General features: G+C 54.8%; 22 protein-coding genes. 2 read left to right on the top strand and 20 right to left on the bottom strand.

Annotation, left to right across the window (positions count from 1 at the left end):
* Genes NW211_RS06235 through NW211_RS06225 form a run of 3 tightly spaced genes read right to left on the bottom strand, consistent with a single transcriptional unit; the run spans position 1 to position 2,158 of the window.
* On the bottom strand, positions 1 to 405 hold the full coding sequence (locus tag NW211_RS06235; protein WP_239466059.1) for a hypothetical protein: 405 nt from the start codon (positions 403 to 405) through the stop codon (positions 1 to 3).
* Positions 406 to 419: 14 nt separating this feature from the next.
* Complete coding sequence (locus NW211_RS06230; protein ID WP_177608005.1) at positions 420 to 1,133, bottom strand: DUF3592 domain-containing protein; 714 nt, start codon at positions 1,131 to 1,133, stop codon at positions 420 to 422.
* 38 nt (positions 1,134 to 1,171) lie between these two features.
* Positions 1,172 to 2,158, bottom strand: coding sequence for a DUF3592 domain-containing protein (locus NW211_RS06225; protein WP_258327292.1), 987 nt, complete (start codon positions 2,156 to 2,158; stop codon positions 1,172 to 1,174).
* A gap of 267 nt (positions 2,159 to 2,425) precedes the next feature.
* Here NW211_RS06225 and NW211_RS06220 point away from each other — a divergent pair, with 267 nt between their 5' ends.
* Complete coding sequence (locus tag NW211_RS06220) at positions 2,426 to 2,791, top strand: DUF2200 domain-containing protein (RefSeq protein ID WP_125105091.1); 366 nt, start codon at positions 2,426 to 2,428, stop codon at positions 2,789 to 2,791.
* Between the two features lie 10 nt (positions 2,792 to 2,801).
* Positions 2,802 to 3,341 (top strand): hypothetical protein, encoded by a 540-nt coding sequence (locus NW211_RS06215; RefSeq protein ID WP_309249697.1) that lies wholly within the window; start codon positions 2,802 to 2,804, stop codon positions 3,339 to 3,341.
* A 134-nt stretch (positions 3,342 to 3,475) separates the two neighbouring features.
* Here NW211_RS06215 and NW211_RS06210 read toward each other — a convergent pair whose 3' ends face one another.
* The 17 genes from NW211_RS06210 to NW211_RS06130 all read right to left on the bottom strand — a co-directional run bounded on the left by NW211_RS06210 (position 3,476) and on the right by NW211_RS06130 (position 18,516).
* Positions 3,476 to 4,171, bottom strand: a complete 696-nt coding sequence (locus NW211_RS06210) for a conjugal transfer protein TraX (RefSeq protein ID WP_258327291.1) — start codon at positions 4,169 to 4,171, stop codon at positions 3,476 to 3,478.
* A gap of 46 nt (positions 4,172 to 4,217) precedes the next feature.
* On the bottom strand, positions 4,218 to 6,527 hold the full coding sequence (locus NW211_RS06205) for a type IV secretory system conjugative DNA transfer family protein (RefSeq protein WP_258327290.1): 2,310 nt from the start codon (positions 6,525 to 6,527) through the stop codon (positions 4,218 to 4,220).
* A 48-nt stretch (positions 6,528 to 6,575) separates the two neighbouring features.
* Positions 6,576 to 7,037 carry a hypothetical protein gene (locus NW211_RS06200; protein ID WP_087207512.1) on the bottom strand — a complete coding sequence of 154 codons (462 nt, stop codon included), beginning with the start codon at positions 7,035 to 7,037 and terminating at the stop codon, positions 6,576 to 6,578.
* Positions 7,034 to 7,921, bottom strand: coding sequence for a conjugative transposon protein TraN (traN, locus tag NW211_RS06195; protein ID WP_258327316.1), 888 nt, complete (start codon positions 7,919 to 7,921; stop codon positions 7,034 to 7,036). The genes NW211_RS06200 and traN overlap by 4 nt, the downstream gene beginning before the upstream one ends.
* Positions 7,922 to 7,955: 34 nt before the next feature.
* Positions 7,956 to 9,170, bottom strand: a complete 1,215-nt coding sequence (locus NW211_RS06190; RefSeq protein WP_258327288.1) for a conjugative transposon protein TraM — start codon at positions 9,168 to 9,170, stop codon at positions 7,956 to 7,958.
* Positions 9,163 to 9,444, bottom strand: coding sequence for a hypothetical protein (locus tag NW211_RS14175; RefSeq protein WP_375379577.1), 282 nt, complete (start codon positions 9,442 to 9,444; stop codon positions 9,163 to 9,165). The genes NW211_RS06190 and NW211_RS14175 overlap by 8 nt, the downstream gene beginning before the upstream one ends.
* 223 nt (positions 9,445 to 9,667) lie before the next feature.
* Positions 9,668 to 10,264: a conjugative transposon protein TraK gene (traK, locus tag NW211_RS06180; protein WP_087207505.1), complete on the bottom strand. Its 597-nt coding sequence runs from the start codon at positions 10,262 to 10,264 to the stop codon at positions 9,668 to 9,670.
* Between the two features lie 18 nt (positions 10,265 to 10,282).
* Entirely contained in the window at positions 10,283 to 11,401 is a 1,119-nt protein-coding gene (locus NW211_RS06175; protein WP_087207503.1) for a hypothetical protein, read from the bottom strand.
* 36 nt (positions 11,402 to 11,437) lie between these two features.
* Positions 11,438 to 12,115 (bottom strand): DUF5045 domain-containing protein, encoded by a 678-nt coding sequence (locus tag NW211_RS06170; protein ID WP_125105085.1) that lies wholly within the window; start codon positions 12,113 to 12,115, stop codon positions 11,438 to 11,440.
* Positions 12,105 to 12,770 (bottom strand): hypothetical protein, encoded by a 666-nt coding sequence (locus NW211_RS06165; RefSeq protein ID WP_125105360.1) that lies wholly within the window; start codon positions 12,768 to 12,770, stop codon positions 12,105 to 12,107. Before NW211_RS06165 ends, NW211_RS06170 begins: the two co-directional genes overlap by 11 nt.
* Positions 12,771 to 12,844: 74 nt before the next feature.
* A complete protein-coding gene (locus NW211_RS06160; RefSeq protein WP_087249863.1) occupies positions 12,845 to 13,585 on the bottom strand; it encodes a hypothetical protein in 741 nt (246 codons plus the stop codon).
* Positions 13,573 to 16,413 carry a TraG family conjugative transposon ATPase gene (locus NW211_RS06155; protein ID WP_258327287.1) on the bottom strand — a complete coding sequence of 947 codons (2,841 nt, stop codon included), beginning with the start codon at positions 16,411 to 16,413 and terminating at the stop codon, positions 13,573 to 13,575. Before NW211_RS06155 ends, NW211_RS06160 begins: the two co-directional genes overlap by 13 nt.
* 37 nt (positions 16,414 to 16,450) lie before the next feature.
* Entirely contained in the window at positions 16,451 to 16,750 is a 300-nt protein-coding gene (locus tag NW211_RS06150; RefSeq protein ID WP_258327286.1) for a DUF4133 domain-containing protein, read from the bottom strand.
* A 3-nt stretch (positions 16,751 to 16,753) separates the two neighbouring features.
* Positions 16,754 to 17,110 (bottom strand): DUF4134 domain-containing protein, encoded by a 357-nt coding sequence (locus NW211_RS06145; RefSeq protein ID WP_087330397.1) that lies wholly within the window; start codon positions 17,108 to 17,110, stop codon positions 16,754 to 16,756.
* A gap of 68 nt (positions 17,111 to 17,178) precedes the next feature.
* Positions 17,179 to 17,571 (bottom strand): hypothetical protein, encoded by a 393-nt coding sequence (locus NW211_RS06140; protein WP_087249858.1) that lies wholly within the window; start codon positions 17,569 to 17,571, stop codon positions 17,179 to 17,181.
* Positions 17,572 to 17,573: 2 nt separating this feature from the next.
* A complete protein-coding gene (locus NW211_RS06135; protein WP_177607989.1) occupies positions 17,574 to 18,161 on the bottom strand; it encodes a MarR family transcriptional regulator in 588 nt (195 codons plus the stop codon).
* Positions 18,154 to 18,516 (bottom strand): hypothetical protein, encoded by a 363-nt coding sequence (locus NW211_RS06130; RefSeq protein WP_087207491.1) that lies wholly within the window; start codon positions 18,514 to 18,516, stop codon positions 18,154 to 18,156. Before NW211_RS06130 ends, NW211_RS06135 begins: the two co-directional genes overlap by 8 nt.
* Between the last annotated feature and the right edge of the window lie 7 nt (positions 18,517 to 18,523).

Below are 18,523 nucleotides of genomic sequence, written 5' to 3'. Positions count from 1 at the left end.
TTAAATCTGTTTGAACATTTTCAGCAGCACAGGTGACAGTAATGTCGTCGCCAATACAAGCACCCACAGATTGCCCGTCGATGGATTGTAGGCGGCAAGAATTTCCGTAATGGTACTGCCTCCGGTAATTCCGGCGGCAGACTCTAAGGCTGCGGTCAATAACGCCCAGCAAACACCTATTGCCAGACAGCCTTTCATGCCACAGTCTTTTACCAAACGGGGAAGCATCAGCCATGTTACCAGAAAGATGAATACGCTTAGCAATATCCCGCTCACGGGTAATGCCGTTTCTTCTCCAATAAACTTGACCAGTACATATTCACGCAATCCGCCATTGAGTATTGCCACAGGGATGAAGCATATCCAAACGATAAATGATTTCAATAGCCGCATAATTCTTTGCATAAAGGGATGACTCTTTATCCTACGGCACTGTCCACATCTACATAATAATTTGCCGGATTGTTGCGGTCCACATACACGCGCACCTTCTTCTTCGGGGCTATCTCGTAGCTTTCATACCAGAAGGAACCGCTGCGGAAGAAGTACACCCGTCCATCCGGTGCGGTGTAGCGGCAACTGACCATGATAGGATGATGTCCGTTCATCGAACTGCTTGTATCTTCACCGATGCCTGTAATTTCCGCTTCCACCACTTCCCCCGTTGCCAACAGCTGACGGGCTTTCCGCTCATGGCTGCGTTTCACCAGCCAGAAGGCCGTCCCTATTCCGGTAAACACGGTTCCTATAAACGCGAAGATGAGAATCAGCCAACCGTTATCGTCCAGATAGCGCACTTCCCGCGGATTGTTTTTCTGATAATATATGGTTATCCGCTTGCCCGGATACATGGACGAGGATGCCATGTTGAGCATGGCCGTATAGGATTTTCCGTCTACGGTATATTCCACGACAGGAGTACCCAACGATTCGCTGCTCGCTCCGCGCATGGCCAAGATAACGGCATCCGTCGGTTCAGCCTTTTGCCGGAATGTGTGGCCGCTGACACCAACGGCGATGCCGACGATGAGCAGGATAATACCTACCGAAATAAATATGCCGCAGAATACGCGGATAAAGGTTTTGCCTTTCCGTCTGCCTTTGGCCAATGCCTTCTCTCTGTCGGGATACATAATGAATATGTTTTTTAGTGAATAGGACAAATGATAAATCATGGAGGAGTCAAACTGTTGTCCGTCTTGTCTGCGGCAAACTCGTCCAACCGATCACGGTAACTTTCGGGAATGAGCAGTTCCGGCCAGTCGCTCGCCCCTTGGGATGTAAAAGAGGCACCGGTGTAGCCCAGTTGGAGCGGCTTGCGGCATTTGCTGTCATAACGCCAACGGGCTGTCCGCGCTACACCAAAATCATCTGCATAGTAGCTCCACTCATTGGTTTCGGGGAAATACTGGTAGACCTCCGTAGTGCCTATGAGGGAAATAAACACGCCGGGAGGAAGCCCGATGTCGTCATGGCGCATATTCCGCCAGTTATTGTACACCACGAAACCGATGCCTGCCAACGCACCGGCGATGACGAGCCCTAAGAATGTCCTCCATATCCGCCCGAACATCTTGTATCCCCGGACAACCTCCTCAGGCCGTAGCCTGTCCAAGCTATTCCCATACTTTCCGAGGTATTGGCTGATGACGGCATCGTCCATATCCGGAACGGATTGTTCCGTAAGGCGGTGTTTCATCTTATAGAAAATGTCCGGATTATTCCGGTCAACAAACAGGGGAAGCTTGACGCCCACCCGTATCAGCCCCAAAATCCCTGCCATCGAGGAAGAAACGGATTCCTTGAAGCGGTACTTCGAGCCTCCGGGCAAGGCAAATTCATAGACGGCCATTGTCGTCAGCTTGCCGTCAGAGTCCTTTTCATCCTTCAGTTCCACCACTTCGGCTTCCGTCAAGATACCTTGCGCAACCGCGTGAAGCTCCGTCTGATGCCTCTTCCAGGTAGCATGGGCAAAGAAGCAAGCCACTGCGATTAAGAAAAGGCCTAATCCACAGCCAAACCAAAAATTAATCGGAATCAATGCGCACCAGAAAAGAGCACCTGCCCCGGCTATTACTGCAAAGACAATAACCGTTTCCTTTCGTTGGCTCTTCTTGCTTTCTTTATAGGCTTCTTTGCGCAGGTCCTTTTCTTTCATGATACGAATGTTTAATGGATTTGATGACAAAAATAGCATCTTGATGTTTCATCACGGTTACAGCATTGTGAAATATGGCGAATAGCATAAACCAAATTATGGCGGAATATAGATAATTACAAGTGCATAAACCTATGATTTCCGACGCCTTTTCCTAAAATTTTGTAGAATATGACAAGAAACGAGCTGGAAATTGCCTGATTAGCAAAAGAACAGCAACTTTGTCCCAATATAAACGAACGTGAACAGCCATCATATAAATGTGTCATGGAAACGAACAAAGTATATCAGATGCCGTTGGCCAAGGTCTATCCCTTGCTGGTTGCCAAGGCCGAACGGAAGGGACGGTCGGAAAGCGAGGTGCGGCAGATTGTGCAATGGCTCACAGGGTACACGCCCGGACAGCTTACGGAAATTCTCGCCACCGACATTACATACGGTGATTTTTTTCAGAACGCCCCACAGTTGAATCCCGACCGCCTGCTTATCAAGGGAACGGTCTGCGGTGTTCGGGTTGAGATCATTGCAGAACCACTGATGCGTGAGATAAGGTATCTTGACAAGCTCGTTGACGAACTTGCCAAAGGGAAGAGCATGGATAAGATTCTAAGGAACTCTTGTCCGAATACATAAAAAAGTTGCCATGAAAATAAACGAGATATATAATTGCAGCGGATTGGTTGAATACATCAACGAAATCGGCTTCCTGCCGTTGCTGCACATGGGACTGGACGGATGGTCGGCGGAAGAAGCGGTTGACGAGGAATGCCGTTACGTCACGTTGCCCGACGGCGGATGGGAATGGCCGCTATGGGAATGGAAAGGCGACATCATCCGGGAGAGCGGATGCGCATACGGCAAGTTCTTTGACCGGAAAGCTGCCTTCATAAGCCGCGAATGGTGGCCGGACTTCTGCAACTGGCGCCGAAATGTGTATCCACATCCGGAGGAAAGCAGCATTGAGGACATGATACTTCAGACATTGCAGGAAAACGGCAGCATGATTACCCGTGACCTGCGCAAAGCCTGCGGCTTTACGGGAACGAAGATGCGCGGCAAGTTCGATACCTATATCTCACGTCTTGAAATGGGCTGTTATATCGTCACGGAGGATTTCGTCTATTCGAAAGACCGGCACGGGCGCAACTACGGCTGGGGGATGGTCGTTGCTTACCATGCCTGAAGTCCTCTTGGGCAAGGACAGCTGCCATCCCGACCGCACTCCCGAAGAGTCGCGCCAGCGGATGGAAAAGCACTTTCAAGGATTGTTCCCGGATGCGGACGGACGTTTATTTGACTTCCTGTTGAAGTGAACATTCAACAGATGCATAAAAGGAACAGATGTGCCGGATAAAAGGCATAGAAACAGTACTTGGCCACATTCCCGTGGATGAAACCCCTTGTGCCGTTATACAGGAAGATGACCGCACAGGCAAGCAGCGCACCGATTATGCCGTAGTGCATCATCAGCGGAAAAGCAAACAGCAGTTGCATTATCCTGCGCAAAGTGACCGGTGTGTTCTTGCCCATATTCAACAGGTAGAACACTACTATCATCAGCACACCCCTCCATTCGTAGTCCGCTTCCAACCATGCCGCTAGCCATGCCGTCATCAATATGGAACAACAGCATAAGATACGATGTTCCCAAAGCCTCTCGAATGCGGCCAATGCCGCCACTCCCAAGGCCAGCGTGAACATCACGTTGTGCGTGCCGTCCGCACCGTTCAACAGATACCACGGCACTTCGCTGACGACTGCGAACAACATGAGGGAAAGGAAGTACCGCATCCTGTTCCGCGTATGGGCGAAACCTTCCGCAACCAGGAAAGCGAACACGGGGAAGGCGATACGCCCGAAGCACCGCATCACCTCATAAGCCATTGTATTGCCATCCATAAGATAATATGCGTAATGGTCAATAACCATGGAAACCACGGCGATGATTTTCAATGCGCTTCCGCTCAACAAAGGAAGCGGTTCAGGCAGATAGGAAGTCGAACCAATATTCATATATCATTATCTTTCAATATGTTATCAGAAACAGTTAGACAATCACTTAGCTCATTCCAAGCAGTTCCTTGACCATATCCTCTACCTCCTGATTAACCCGTTTGAAATTGCGGTTGAGCAGAATTTCCTTCTCCCGGTCGTTCTTGAACTCGTAGATTTTGGGCAGCGGCACGTAGTGTTCCTCCTCGTCCTTAATCTTCTTCATGTCGAAGTGCGTCTTGCAGAAATACTTGGTGGTCTTGAACTCCTCCGACTGCTCGATGTCGAACCTGTCCAGCATCTTCTCGTCCGTGGCGGTGAAGTCACGCGCCGCCTGTCCGGCCAGCCATCCCGTGGCCATGTCCGCTATCTTGGCGGCAGGAACGAGGTAGTCCATCTTCTCTGATATGGTGGTGGACACCTTCTGGTCGTTGATGGATATGGAGCGCGAGGTCTGCTTGGCCTTGCCGAACACGTCGTTCTGCGCCCATTCCAGCGTCTCCTTGTTACGGGCAGCCCCCATGAAGATGTTGCCGCACGTGGTAATGATTTTCTGCATACCCACCTTGCCGTAGTCCGCCTCCAGTTGCGGAAGTTCCTGAAAACCTAATGTCACGGCCACCTTGTTGGAGCGTGCCGTACCGATAAGTCGATCTATCTTGTGGAAGTACAACGTGGGCAGCTCGTCCACGATGATGCTCACCGGGATGTTCCCCTTTGAGTTCACACGGGTTATCAGGCGGTTCAGCACAAGGGCGTTGAGCGAGCCGATAACCTGTTCTTTCTCCGGGTCGTTGGCAATGACAAGATAGCTCGGATGCTCCCTGTCGGAAATCTTCAGGTCGAAGTCGTCCCCGGTGAACACCCAATAGGCCTCCGGCGACACGAGCCTTGCGGCGTTGACGCGGAGCGTGCCCACCATTCCTTCCAACTGGTCGTTGGCCTTGTTCTCGTAAGCACTCTTAAACGGCGCCATAAGCGAGGCTATCTTGTCATCCTGCATCAGGATGTTGAACACCTGGTCGTATGGCCTGCCGAGAAACGAGAGGACATGCGGCATGTCGGAGTATTCCCCCGTGACGGTGTCCGGCTCCACCTCGTTGCCGTCCCTGTCCTCATACCAGCAGCGGTTGATGCGTACCAGCTTTCCCGTGCGGTCTTTATAGCTGTAACCGTTCAAATCCACGAACATCCTGTCCTCGTCCGTGGAGACATCGTTGCCCTTCTCGTCCACGAAGTCCAGCACTACATTGCCGTCCTTGTCTATGGCGTTGAAGTCGTCCCAATTCTTTATCACGATTTCCAGCTTCTTTCCCTCGTGTAGGATGAAGCGTCTGAGCTTCCTGCCGTCCTTGAAGCCCACGGGGTGGAAGTTCACGAAGAAGTAGATGATGGCCGCGAGGAAGTTCTCCGCCGAGTTGGTGAAGAACGCCTCCGAGCCGCCCTTTTTCTCTCCGCCTCCCTTGTTGAGCGAGGCCAGCAGGGTGGCCGCCGTCTCCGAGGCCGCCGCAAGGTCGGGGATGTACTTCCGCTGGATGGGGTTGATGCGGTCGGAATACTCCACGTCGGTAAAGTTGATGGTACGGAAGCCGCAGTTCACGGGCAACCTCCCGGCCTTCCTGTTCTTGCAGAACTGGTAGAAGAGCGTCTTGGCCAGCGTGGGGTACTTGAAGTCATATACCATCATGGCGAAGCCCTTGGCGGCGTGCTGCCGGATGAACGGGTCGATGACGCCGAACGACTTTCCCGAACCGGGCGTACCCAACACAATCGTCCCCCGGAACGGGTTGATGATGTTTATCCATCCCCTATGCATCCTCCGCTTCCAGTAGTATATCATGGGGATGTTCACCGAATAGTCGTTGGCGACCAACGTCTCCGACTGCTGGAACGACTCGTTCTCGAAGTTGAAGCGGTCTTCGCCCACCTTGTTGTTGTAATACTTGGCGATGCCGTCTAGCCCCTGGTGCACTAGCATGGTACCTACTACCGAACAGAGTGCGTACAGGATGCGGTTGGCCGGGAAGCCGAACCAGCTGACGCCGAAGTACATCCCATGGAACACGAAGCACAGCCCGACAAGGGTAAGCCCGGCCAGCACGGGATAGACCACCATCGTGCGCACGTTGAACTTCAACGCCTTCTTCGCCTTTGTCCCGATGCAGACGATGCAGATGCACACCAGCTCCACCACCTTGCAGCCCGACACCGAGTTGAACACCTTGAAGCGCGCCAGCAGGTCGAGAATGAACTGCGTGACGCGGTTGTCCGCCGTGACGGGCAGGTTCATCACAATCTCTATAATTAGGAAGATGTAAATGCAGCTGCGGAAGTAGTTGTACATCTGCTGTTGTTCCCGTGTTTCCTCAAACGCCATAAAACTGAAATTAAGAGTTAAGAATTAAGAGTTGGCTTCGTATAGAAATTAGAACGGTACTTTAATTCCCAAAAGCAATCCGTTACGGAACGTGTCCCCGTGCAAGAAATTCACGTTGTTCTTCTGTATCAGGGCGAACTCCCAGCCGTTCTGGAACACATAGCTGTATTCAAACCCTCCCTCCAATCCGATGAAGAACCGTTTTTGCACCGCGCCGAACTGTGGCCCGAAGCGGAAACGGAGCATCCCGTTCTTGTAGCGCACCAGCCGGTGCTTGTAGACGATGCCGCCGTCCCAATAGTAGCCTTTCCAGAAATCCTTTTCCTGCCAGTGGTTGCCGGCCTCTCCGTACAGTTCCACGGCATTCCCGTAAGACAGCGGATGCTCGTAACCTACGGTCGCGTTCAAGGTGGAGGGGAACAGGAAGCCGGCGTTTACCGCCAGCTTGCCCTGTGCGGACGCGCCAATGGCAACTACCGCACAGCATAAGATAATCAGGAGCTTCTTCATTGCTTGTCGGAATAAGAGATGTAATAATAAGGATAATAGGCGGCATCCTTCAGGATGTCGGCATCGAAGCCGTCCGCATGGAGGATGTCCTCGTATTCGAGGGTCAGCACGATGACCCGTCCGCTGATCTGGTTCTCGGATATTTCAATGCGCAACACCTTCTCGTCGGGGAAGGTCAGCTTGGGCAGCACCATCACGTTGCGGTAGTCCTTCCTGAACTTCCTCGTGGAGTTGAGCGTGAACACGGGCGACAGCTCAATGGTCTGCGAGTTGGTCGCCTTGGTTTCCTTCTTGTCCGTGAGCTTCACGCGAATCTCCTCGATGTCGTAGGGAATCTTCGTTTTGTTGCGCAGCGAAAAGTCGATGAAGAAGTAATCCCCGACGGCGTAGATGTTGTTGACCGTGGCCTTCATCCCGTGCGCCCTCGTCACGATCTGGTTGTACTTGCGCCTGCTGCCGTACACCGCCCACGCATAGCGTGCCATCTCGGACATGGGCATGGTGACTTCAGGGTTGATGTAGGACTGCGTGTGGGTGTACGGCACCTCGAAGATGGCGGCCGCCTGTCCTGGCTCTTCGGTATAAAGGACGTCATATTGCGCGATGTGTCTTTCCCCGATGAGCGTGATGGTGCCCAGCAGCTCGTTCTCTGTGTAGCCGCCGGACCGTATGGAATCGCCCTCATCGTGGTACGGCTTGATGCGGACGATGTTGTCCGTGCATTGGTTGCCTGCAATCTTTGGGGTGGAGATGTCCACCAGCTTGATGGGTTCGGGCATGACGATGTGCGTGGTCACGTCCCGGTTGACATAGATTTTCTCGTTGGCGTAGGCAGTCATGCCCACGGCGCAGAGCAAAGTCAGTAAGATGGTTCTTGCTTTCATATAAGTAAGTATGTATTTGTTTTTCAAATCATGTTCACCTTGCATCGTCCGAGTTGATGAGGTAGACGATGGTGTTGTACTTGATTTTCGCCTTGTTCTTCCGTATGTTGGACGACAGGGCGGAAGTGGCGGAGTTGTACATGTTCTGCAGGGCCTGCAAGGCAATGGCCTCGCCGGATATGCCGGAGCCGTAGCCGCCGTCGGACTCGATGTTGATGTCCTGCTGCACCACGTTGGAGCTAGCGTCCTTCACGAAATCGCGGAACGAGGATTCGGGCACGTAGAAGCCCTCCATGCCGTCGTTGTCGAATACGGACAGCTTGACCTTGATGAACTTGTCCCCGGCAAGTATGCTGGTGATGGTAGCCTTCACTCGCTGGCTGGAGAATCCCGTCACCGTGCCGTAGAGGTAAGTGCCTTTCCTCAACTTGGTGCCGCTCACCGTCACGTCGTCAAGCAGCTTGAAGCGCAGGCGCGTGCCTTCCTTGGCCTTGGTGGTCTGGTCTATCATGGCGCGTATCAGCCTGGCTTCCGCCGTACCGTCGGGAGCGGCCACCGTATGGAACTTGTCCGCATTGGTGTCGGCAGACTTGATGACAAGGTTCGGGCGGTTTCGTTCCGCCTCTTCCTTGCGGATTCTCGCCAGCGAGTCGGCACGCTGCCTTTTGGCCGCCTCTTCCGCTTCCGGGTTGCCGAACCCAAGGCCGCGCCCGATGGCCTTCTGCCTCTCGTAGCTGCGGCGCTGGATTTCCTCAAGGTCACGGGCGAAGTCGTCCTGCGAAGTGTAGCCCATGCCACTGCTTCCATCAGACGGACGGTCCGAAGGTGTATTGTTGCCATAGGCGTATGAATTGATGTGCCGCCTGGACTCCGCCAACGAGCGTTCCAGTTCCTCCATTTCCTGCTGCTGCCGGATGCGCTCCGCTTCCGCTGCGTCCAGTCCGTCCAGTTCCTCCTCGCTGTAGCCGTGTCCCGGTTCTTCCTTTTCTTCCGTCTCCTCGCCGATGCCTCCCACGGCGGTAAAGGCGTCCTCGTCGCCGAAGCGGCGCGACATCTCGTACATCTTGTCCCCTGCTTCCTCTGCGTGTGCTTCGGGCAGTTCCGTGTTGATGCGGTCGGTGGCCACGGCCTGTTCCGGCTCTCCACCGCTCCCGAAAGTCTGCATCACGAAATACACCAGGGCGCACAGCGGTATGAAGATGACCGCCGGGAAGATGTACTTGGGTTGTTTGAAATTGACTTTAATCATGTTCTCCGTTATTGATGAATTTTACAATGTTCTCCAGCCGCCTGTACTGCCTGACAATCCGCAGGGAGTCACCGTGCGTTTTCCGAGGCATGGCTATCAGGGAGTCAAGTTCCCGTCGGATGACCCGTCCGCTGTCCGCCAGCTCCTGTATCGTGGCACGGTGCAGGCCTTTGTTCGACTGTATGGTGCGGAAGCCTTGGAACAGGGGTTCCATGCTGGCAATGGCGCCGATGCCGTGTGCGTTGTCCGTCCCGTCCGGCTTGCTATTGTTCATGACAAGGGAGCATACCAGCAAGAGCGACAATGTTCCCGTAACACAGGCAAAAGTCCTTTTCGGATGCTTCCGGGCCCAGATGTTCGCCAGACGGATGCGACCGGCCAACCGGAGTCTTTCCCCGGCCTTTCCCAGTTTGGGTTGCAGCCATGCGCGGATTTGCAGGTGCGTCCTTAGCCTGCTTTCCCGAAGTTTCTTTCTGATTCTCATATCCAAATCGCATTTAGTAGTCCAAATCCTTGTTTTCAAGCGTCCTCCAGTTGGTAATCAGCAGCCCGTGGGGATTGTTCCGCGTCCTTGGCACGGACTCAACATATCCGGTCGTGACCAAAGAACGCTTCAGGTCACGGGTGCGCCGCTTGATGAGCTGCGTACCGTAGTAGGTGAACTTCCGTTCCTGTTCGTCGAAGTCGATGGAGTCGCACATGACGGTGCAGACCGCCGACGAGGAGATGATGTCGGAATAAAAGCCGTTCTCGTCCATCGCCTGTTTCTGCTTCAAGGCCGTGCCGTCCGCCATGTACATGGCCTTGCCGAGCGTCCACTTGATGTAGTCGTTGTCGGGCGGCAGGTTGAAGAAATACTGATGAAAGAGCTGGATGTGCGCCTTGGCCTCCATCGTGAAGTTGGCCTCCAGCTGCGCCCGTTCTGCGAGGAACGGGATGTTGCCGTCCAATATGTATATCTGGTCCCTTTCCTTGTTCACCAAGGAAATACAGCACCATACGGTGAAACCGCAGATGACGGCGCAACCGCCTATGGTGGCCAGCACCGTTATCATGGCGAGCCTTGTTTTCTGTGCCAGTGATTCTATGAGCATATTCTTGAAATATTAGGTTTATCTTCCTGATTTGGGCTTGACCATGGAAATCGCGCCCCCGGCCACCGAACCGGCCGCGCCTCCTGCCATGGAAGCGATGCCCGTCGCCGTGGAGCCTGCCGCCGTGGCCGCGCCCGAACTTACGCCGCCGGGGATGAGCCACGAGGCCACTTCCGGGACGAAACGTATAATGTACGCGCCGACCAGCATTCCCATGGCGTACATGCAGTTGGAGCCGATGCCCTGCAGCCCCAACGCGCCTATCTGCGACCATGAGTTGACCGAACCGTGAAGCAGGTGCTCGTAGGCCACCAAATCCTGTTGCAGGTTGTAAAGCAGGATGAAGTCAACGTAGTACAGGCACATGTAGGTCACGAAGCCCCACAGCGAGAGGGAAAGGAACTTGGACATCCACTGGCTCCACGCCGAGTTCCACGGCGGGGCGAGGGACAGGGCGAACATGATGGGGCAGAATATCATCATGATGGCCATGAAGATGCGCTGCGCCACGAGGATGCCGTAGTAGGACATCTGGAAAATCAGCTCTCCCACGAAGCGGATGACATCGTTTATCCATTCGCTGACCTTGGTCTCCGTGGCCACCACCGCCCGTTGGGCGTAGTTGTTGATGGTGTTGCCAAGGTTCTCCACGTTGTAGATGAGTTTGTCCCACCATGCGGCGTCCTGTCCGATGGCGGCCACCTGCTGCGCGGTCGCGATGGAATCCTGTACGGTGCGCAGCCGGTCAAGGTACTCGCTTTGTTTTTGAGCCACCTTCAGCTCGAAGGCGGCCACCTCCTTGTTCTTGGCCTGCGCCATCGCCTTGCTCGCGCTTTCAAGTCCCTTGCCGGGCACCTGCAGGGCGTCACATATCCACGAGGAGGAAGAGATGCAGATGGAGATGCCGACGATGCGGAGGAGCTTCATTACGTCCATGCCGCGCCGTCCGAGCATCATCATCCAGCACTCGTAGGAACCCACGCAGAGGGCGAGCAGCAGCCCGATGATACGGGCCAGTCCCACCGCGTCGCCCAGCACGGCCACGTTGGGGAACGTCTCCATGGCGACAAGGAGCTTGTCCAGGCTCTCGTCGATGGCCGGAAGGCCTATGGTCAATAAAACAGCAGACAGTTGCATAATCGTATTCTTATCTTCATGTAATACATTTTAATTCTAATAATGTGTGGCGGCCACGGCGCAGAGGTTGGCGGTCTGTTTCACGAGTGCCTCCATCTTTCCTTTGGCTTCCTCATAGGCTTGCTGCCGCTTGGCGTTCTCCAGTCCGTAGCCCACACCCGTCTTGCGGATATAGGCAATATCTGAGCAAAGGATTTCATTCTGCCTGCCCAGTTCGTCCACCTGCGGCTTCAACTTTCCGCCGCTTTTCGTCATGCAATAGAGCAGGCCGTCGGTGATGCAGTCCTGCATCCGGTTGAACTCGTCCTTGTAGGCCGGATAGACCAGGTCAACGGCGCGGTCGGCCTCCCGGACAAGCTCCTCCTTGTACAGCTCTTCCACATATTTGCGTTCTTCCTCCACCTTCTCCAGCTTCTGCCGCTGGGTCTCCTCGGATATGACCCGTGTGGGCATGATGCGTTTGATGTTCGACTTGGATTCCTTGAAGCGGACACGGAAGCCGGACTTGAAGCCCGCCCATTTCCAATACATTTCCGCGCCGGAGTAACCCTTGTGCAGGAAATAATAGTACCAGTCGGGCGCGAAGTCCCACGGCCCGTTCTCCATGGACTGCCACTGTTTCTTCTTCTCGTTGTCACGGACGGGCACTTGTGCTTCCGCCACAACCGGGGCGAAGACTACACACAGCAATAATATGGCCTCTTTAACTTTCATATCCTTTGTTCCATTTGTCTATTATCGTTTTCGCTATCTCGTCCTTGACCTCGGAGTTCAGTATCTCCCAGATGTAATCCGGCTTCCATCCGCAGTCGGTAATGAGGTAGCAGTACAGGTTCGCGTTGTCGATGATGTACCTCGCCCTGTCGATGGTGGTTTTCAGCGTCATCACCAGGTTCAGCTTCTCGTCCATGGAAGCCTTCATCAGGTTGATGCCGGAAGCGGCCACCGACGCATAAAGCTTGTAGCAGTGCTTCACTTCCCTCGATATGGCCAGGTTGGCGTCGGCATAGTACCACGCCACGAAGGGCTTCTTGCTGACATGGCCGAACGTGTTGGAGGTGAAGTCCTTGTATTCCTTCACCAACCGGTACAGCGCGTTGGCCGTGGAAGAGATGGCGCCTGCCAGCACTAAGTAGGAATGGGCATTGTCCAGCTTGGTGTTCAGGGTGGTGCGCACGTCGTTGAACTTGCCGGCCCCCTTGGTGAGGAGCGACTGCTCGCCGAAGCTGGCGGCCACACGCTGCATGGCCTTGTCCTCGTCCTTCTTGACGGCCTTGTGCAAGGCAATCAGGGCCTCGATGGTCGGGAGGTCTTTGGGGATGACTCCGGCCGATACCCTGACGGGAAGCGACAGGACGGCGATTGCCATAAAGGCGGCAACAAAAAACGCCCTGTAAATTCCTATACCTTTTATATTATAGTCCATGGCTCTTGTTGTCTGGTTCAGTAATTGGAAGCTACAAGCCCGTTCCATGACTGGACAAGGCTACCGACACGGTTCTTCATGGTCACCACGTTTGCCCAGCCCTCCGGGTCGATGGCAAAGAAGAGGTCGTCCGCCGTGGCATACTGTGCCATGAGCATCATTCCCTCCACCTTGTAGCGTATCTTCGTAAGGTCAGTATATATGCGGTTGGCCAGGGTCAGCCGCTCGTAGCGGTCGAGCAGGTTGTACCCGTCGCTTTTCCTCTCCGCCGTGGCTTCCCCTTTGAGCGGGTTCTGCACCCTGGCGTTGTTCACGATGTTCACGAAGTCGCCCACCAGTTGTTGGGTCTCGGCTACGAGGTTGCCGAGTTCATTGAGGCAAAGCAGCTTGTTCGTAAACTTCGCCCTGCCCACCGTTTCAATAAGTTCCGGCACGTCTTTGAGGATATCGAAGGCGCAACTTCCGATTTCCTTGTAGTAAAGACTCTCCGTACCGAAACCGGAGATGTTTTCCATCGAGAGCTTGTACAGCTCCTTGATGGTGGCCATGCTCACGGTGTAGAGTTCCACCTTCTGCTTCTTGGAGGCGATGGAGTCCAGCCGTTGGTTGTGCTGCCCCTCGATGAGCTTCTGCGAGGCCAGGTTGGCGCCCACCGTTGCGATGCAGTTACGGTCTATGACGATGCGCCATCCGGCAAACGTGGGGGCGGACGCGGCAAACAGGAATGTTCCTAACAATATGTTTTTCAGCTTTCCCATAATGACATTACTTTTTGATGTTGGTTGACTTGTCTGGCGAACTCCAGGTACTTGGGGCTGCCCGCTTTTTTACGGTCGGCCTCGATGCGCGTGATGGCCTCCTGCACCGTGCCGTAGTGCCGCAGGTATGTTTTCAACGCCTCTTTTTCCGTCCGCTCGGTGGTGTAGGCCCAGTAACATTCGGGGGCTTCCTCCACGCCGTAGACGTCGGAATGCTGTCCCCGGCATATCCACACCTCCTTGAAGTAGCTGCGCCCCTCGTGGTTGTCAAGCGCGTTGATGGTGAATATCTGCTGACGCTGAACGGGGGTCAGCCCCAGTATGGCGGCTATCTGTTCGTACCTGTCCTTGAACTTGGACTGGTCAAGCAGTATCTTCACATCGGAATTATTAATGATGGCCTCCTTCACGATGGGCGAGTCTATCACGTCGTTCAGCTCCTGCGTGACCACCCCGGCGATGCCGTGGAACTTGCGGACGGTCTTGTACAGGTACTTGATGTACTCCGCCATCGTGGGCGAGGCGATGGCCTTCCACGCCTCTTCGATTATCAGGGCCTTGCGCCCTTTCTTGATGCGCATTTTCTGGAGGAACACGTCCATGATGATGAGCACCACGATGGGGAAAAGTACAGGGTCATCTTTTATCTTGTCGATTTCGAATACGATGAAACACTCGTTGAAGAGGTCAACATCCAGGTCGGCGTTTAGCGTCGTCTCCAGCTCGCCGCCCCGGTAGAACTGCTTGAGGATGGCTGCGAAGTTGTGTATGTCGAATGTTATTTTCTCCAGGGAAGTGATTTGCGGGATGCGCTCCACGGCGAACTCGTAGTAGGAGTTGAAGGAAAGTTCCCTGACCTTCAACCGCCGTTTCTGCTCCTCCATGCGGTCTATCTGCTTGTCTATCTTGACAAGCATGGTATTCTCGTACAGCTCCTTGCGGTATTTCTCCACGATATGTGCGGCGTGTTCCCTTTCGGACTCCGAGGCGGCCTTGTCGCGCATGAGGACCATAAGCGAACGGCACTGGCGGACGAGCTTCATGCGCCTAACTTCCGAGGGGAGCAGCAGGGCGCGGCTTTCCGGCACCTCCGGCGAATCCTTGGCGTTTATCAGGCGGTCAATATCTTCCATCTCATGGTTGTACTTCTCGTAATCGTCATCCATCTTGGCGTCTACAAGTAGCTTCTGCCGCAACTCCGCACGCTGCTTCTCCGTGAATTTCTCGAAAGGATGGAAATAGGCATCGTAATACTCCACGAGGGTTTGGTTGACTATCATGTCCTCTATCTTGCTCGGAAATGCGCTGCCCTTGAATATGAGAAACACCAGCGATTTGAGGAAGTTTTTCTTCTCGCCGAAGTTCAGCCTGTATTCCTCCGCCGTGACCTTGAAGGGGTTCATGGAGATAGGTTTCTCCTTGGAATAGGAGATGTACGTGCCGCCGTAGTAGCCACAGATGCCCTCGTAGGAGTCGCCCGTGTCCACCATGACCACATCCGTCTGCTGTTCCAACAACTGGCGGACGACTGAGTTCATATGAAACGACTTGCCGCTTCCGCTTGGCCCGATACAGAAGAAGTTGGCGTTGTCGGTCATCTTCACCTTGCCCTCCTTGCCCGTGATGTCGATGCAGACGGGCAGCCCCTGCCGGTCGGTGTAGTACGTGGTCAGGGGCGTGTCCTCCGATTCCTTCAGGTGTTCCTTGAAGAAGAAGCACAGGGCGGCGTCCGACAGGGTAAGGAACAGGTCGTAGTCGGGATTGAAGGCGTAGGCATTGCCGGGGAAGCTGTCGGTGAACAGCTCCAGCTGGTTGTAGGCCGTGCGCGAGGGCATGATGCCGCACCCGTACAGCTTGGTTTCCAGGTAGGAAGTGACGGGCGTTACCTTGTCCGCCGGGCAGCTCACTAGGATGTTGAAGTTGGCGTAGACCAGCAGCGAACTGTCCACGGCAAGCTTTTCCAAGACCTCCTCGATGTCTGCCTTGGCTATCCGGTTGCTCGGGTCGGGCATGGAGCCGTGACGCTTGGCCTTGGCCTGGAGCTTGCGGAGCAGCTTGCGCTGTCCGGGTATCTGCACCACCTGGTTGTACACCACGCAATCCGCATGGGGAACGCTTGTCAGAAACGAGAAAAGGTCTGTGGCGATGCCGTAGCCGTTGACGCCGGCCTGCGTGTAGGGCCTGATGCGTGAGGGCAGGTTTATCTCGTCGATGTCCACCAGCGGATAGGAGCGCACCACGCGGCCGCCCACCTTCAGGTACTCGTCCGAAGCCTTGAAGTTACTCATGGAGAACGGGCCGTGGCGGAAGCGGAAGGCCATGAAGCGGTGGCAGTATTCGTCCACCTCGTCCCTTGTCAGCCGCCTGTGGCGGATGTGCCTCTCGCTCAGGATGTCCTCCGCCTTGGCCACCTTGGAATGGAACTCCGCCCACTTCTTCGGGTCGTACTGCACGAACTGGCCGCGCTGCGCCTCCTGCGTGATGACAAGGTAGGTGCGTATCTCGGTGAACTCCCTTCCCTCGAAGTAGCGGAAGTAGCTCCGCGTCAGGAACTCCGCATCCTCCGGCACGTCGTGGTGGTAGGCCTGTCTGCAGAAGATGTCCTGCTTCTGCAGGGCGTAGCCCTCGCCGAGTGTCTGTACGAGGTTGGAGAGCACGTCTTGGAAGCGCAGGTACTGCTCCGCGTCCGTGCATAGCTGCTGCACGGGGTTGGCCGTCTCGAATATGACCGAAGGCTCGCCCCTGGCGGAGAAGAGGACGGCATGGCCGTCCGTCTCTTCCAGCTGGGCGTAAAGCCCCTCGAATGCCCGTTTCCTGTTCTGTGCCATAGGATGCTTTCTGTTTTTATCAGTTCTTCAATTCTCTTTAATCCGTTTTCCGGATGTTCTTATAGACGTAGATGCCCTTCGCCCGTTTCTTGTTGTGCAGTCCGCTGCGTTGCTTGACGAAGATGGTGGCCAGCCCTGCGGCGGCCATCACCAGCATGGCGATGAACCCGGCAATTTTTCCAAGGGCGATGGAGAAGACGATGAATCCCACGAAGGACACGCCTATGGCCACCGCCGCCAGTGTGAGGAAGCGGCCGCGGATGCCCATGAACTCCAGCGGTTTCTGGAGTCCCTTGAACACGGGAAAACCGTCTTGATTACTCTTATTCTCTTCCATGATTTACGTGAAGAAAAGTGGCAAAGCCTCTGACAATGCGATGAACGCGATACAACCGCCGATGGTCAGCATGATGGTCTTCTTGACGTCCTGGTCGCCGTTCTGCATCTTGAAATAGACATTGAACGCACCTACGAGGACGATGACCGCCGCAATGGCTTTCATGAGGTTGGAGACGGGAGTCTGGTAGGAGCTTACTTCCTGGGTGGCCTTGGTGAAGCCCGCCGCCCCCTTGCTGCCTGCCATGACGTCGCCGGCGGCGAGGGTGAGCGCCACGAGGGCGAGCGTGCCCTTCCGGGCGAACGCTGACTGTTTGAAACGGACGAATGCACGTAGGCATTTTCTTTTTAGTGTCTGCATTTCTTTAATCATTAAATAGTTGTTTCATCGCCAAAGGAACAGGAGTCGCTAAAGGAACGTGTATTTGCTCACCTTGCGTTCTCGCAGGTGTATATGACAAGGCCGAGGTCGCTTGTGCCGGTTTCCGCCAGCCTGTCGATTTCATGGATGAGGTCGTCCACAAGGATGCCGTCGGTCATGATGGCCTCACGGTAGCCGGGGCGGCGGAAGTCTTTTCCTTGTCGAGGGTCTGGTTCGGATTGCCCGTGGTTAACCGCTTCTTCTTTCTTCTCCTCGTCCCTGCTGACTCTGGTCGGACGGAAGCTCCTTGCCTCGTCCGATATGTCTATCTCTTCTTCCGTATGATTCTCCTTTTCCGCGTTCCGGGCCGCCTGCGCTTTCCTGATGTCCGTGAAGATGAGGAAGGCGTAATAGCAGGCCATTGCCACGAAAAGGATAAAAACGATTTGTCCGTACTGCATGGCTATATGGCATTGGATAATGGTGTATTGTCTTCGGGAAAAGGCAGAAAGGATAGTCCAAGTCTAGTGGCCTTGGCTTCCAGCCGGGCTTTCCGGCATGTGGCTTCGGTGAAGTACAGTATGTTCCTGTGTACGCCGGTGATGTATCCGTTGGCTTTCAGCCTGGAGCGTATCCTGACCTTGGCGCGGTGTGAGATAACCTTGAGGCGTGTGAGGGGGTCAAGACCGAATACAGCCCTGCGCCGTTCGCGGCGTACCAGCTCATTGCGGACACGGGACGACATCGCGTAACCCTTTGCCTTGCTCCGGCTCAGCCCCAGCTTGCGTGCCATGCGGCTGACTGTGGTGCGGCTGACGCCCAGGTCGCCGGCCATCTCGGCGTAGGAACGGTTGTCGAAGTGGCGGCTGATATGTCCGGCACGTTCCAGCCACCGGCTCTTGGCCAGCTTCTCCAGTCCGAGTTCGCGAGCTTTTTCCTTCACGGCCGTCACGCCTATCTGGAGCATATAGGCAGTATGTGCGGTGGTCTCCACGGGATAAAGCTCGGCAAGCCGGGAGAGCATGGTTTCTGTCCAGTCGATTCTACGCATGGGATTCGGGGTTATAGTTGTTGAACAATGATTTCTTCTCGCGGCGGTATTGCGCCAGTAGGGAAAGGTGGTTCTCGAAGAACGAGCGGATGATGGCGTTCACGAGGTCGGAACGGCAGCGGCCACGGATGTCGCAGTCGTCAAGCGAGTCGGCCAGGTCGCGGTCGAGTTTGCATACCAGACGGTCTGCCTTGCCGTTCCCGTCCGTCGGCGCTTCAAGGTAGGCCATGAAGTCCTGCCAGCACTTGTCACCGGGATGTGCGGTGCCTTGCTCCGCTTGTCCTTCTCCCTTGAATGCAGGTTCGTCGTCATTGATGCCTCTGGTGAGGTCGTCTATTTGTAATTCCTTGTTCATTACGCTA

This window comes from Barnesiella sp. ET7 (genome assembly GCF_024733785.1).
Classification (GTDB): domain Bacteria; phylum Bacteroidota; class Bacteroidia; order Bacteroidales; family Barnesiellaceae; genus Barnesiella; species Barnesiella merdigallinarum.
Note: the sequence above shows the minus strand (reverse complement) of the source record. Positions and strands in the feature narration are given on the sequence as shown.

Bases quoted from the DNA above. Each gene is read 5' to 3' on its own strand.
- NW211_RS06235 (WP_239466059.1), bottom strand. From the start codon at position 405: ATGCAAAGAATTATGCGGCTATTGAAATCATTTATCGTTTGGATATGC.
- NW211_RS06230 (WP_177608005.1), bottom strand. From the start codon at position 1,133: ATGTATCCCGACAGAGAGAAGGCATTGGCCAAAGGCAGACGGAAAGGC.
- NW211_RS06225 (WP_258327292.1), bottom strand. From the start codon at position 2,158: ATGAAAGAAAAGGACCTGCGCAAAGAAGCCTATAAAGAAAGCAAGAAG.
- NW211_RS06220 (WP_125105091.1), top strand. From the start codon at position 2,426: ATGGAAACGAACAAAGTATATCAGATGCCGTTGGCCAAGGTCTATCCC.
- NW211_RS06215 (WP_309249697.1), top strand. From the start codon at position 2,802: ATGAAAATAAACGAGATATATAATTGCAGCGGATTGGTTGAATACATC.
- NW211_RS06210 (WP_258327291.1), bottom strand. From the start codon at position 4,171: ATGAATATTGGTTCGACTTCCTATCTGCCTGAACCGCTTCCTTTGTTG.
- NW211_RS06205 (WP_258327290.1), bottom strand. From the start codon at position 6,527: ATGGCGTTTGAGGAAACACGGGAACAACAGCAGATGTACAACTACTTC.
- NW211_RS06200 (WP_087207512.1), bottom strand. From the start codon at position 7,037: ATGAAGAAGCTCCTGATTATCTTATGCTGTGCGGTAGTTGCCATTGGC.
- traN (WP_258327316.1), bottom strand. From the start codon at position 7,921: ATGAAAGCAAGAACCATCTTACTGACTTTGCTCTGCGCCGTGGGCATG.
- NW211_RS06190 (WP_258327288.1), bottom strand. From the start codon at position 9,170: ATGATTAAAGTCAATTTCAAACAACCCAAGTACATCTTCCCGGCGGTC.
- NW211_RS14175 (WP_375379577.1), bottom strand. From the start codon at position 9,444: ATGAACAATAGCAAGCCGGACGGGACGGACAACGCACACGGCATCGGC.
- traK (WP_087207505.1), bottom strand. From the start codon at position 10,264: ATGCTCATAGAATCACTGGCACAGAAAACAAGGCTCGCCATGATAACG.
- NW211_RS06175 (WP_087207503.1), bottom strand. From the start codon at position 11,401: ATGCAACTGTCTGCTGTTTTATTGACCATAGGCCTTCCGGCCATCGAC.
- NW211_RS06170 (WP_125105085.1), bottom strand. From the start codon at position 12,115: ATGAAAGTTAAAGAGGCCATATTATTGCTGTGTGTAGTCTTCGCCCCG.
- NW211_RS06165 (WP_125105360.1), bottom strand. From the start codon at position 12,770: ATGGCAATCGCCGTCCTGTCGCTTCCCGTCAGGGTATCGGCCGGAGTC.
- NW211_RS06160 (WP_087249863.1), bottom strand. From the start codon at position 13,585: ATGGGAAAGCTGAAAAACATATTGTTAGGAACATTCCTGTTTGCCGCG.
- NW211_RS06155 (WP_258327287.1), bottom strand. From the start codon at position 16,413: ATGGCACAGAACAGGAAACGGGCATTCGAGGGGCTTTACGCCCAGCTG.
- NW211_RS06150 (WP_258327286.1), bottom strand. From the start codon at position 16,750: ATGGAAGAGAATAAGAGTAATCAAGACGGTTTTCCCGTGTTCAAGGGA.
- NW211_RS06145 (WP_087330397.1), bottom strand. From the start codon at position 17,110: ATGCAGACACTAAAAAGAAAATGCCTACGTGCATTCGTCCGTTTCAAA.
- NW211_RS06140 (WP_087249858.1), bottom strand. From the start codon at position 17,571: ATGCAGTACGGACAAATCGTTTTTATCCTTTTCGTGGCAATGGCCTGC.
- NW211_RS06135 (WP_177607989.1), bottom strand. From the start codon at position 18,161: ATGCGTAGAATCGACTGGACAGAAACCATGCTCTCCCGGCTTGCCGAG.
- NW211_RS06130 (WP_087207491.1), bottom strand. From the start codon at position 18,516: ATGAACAAGGAATTACAAATAGACGACCTCACCAGAGGCATCAATGAC.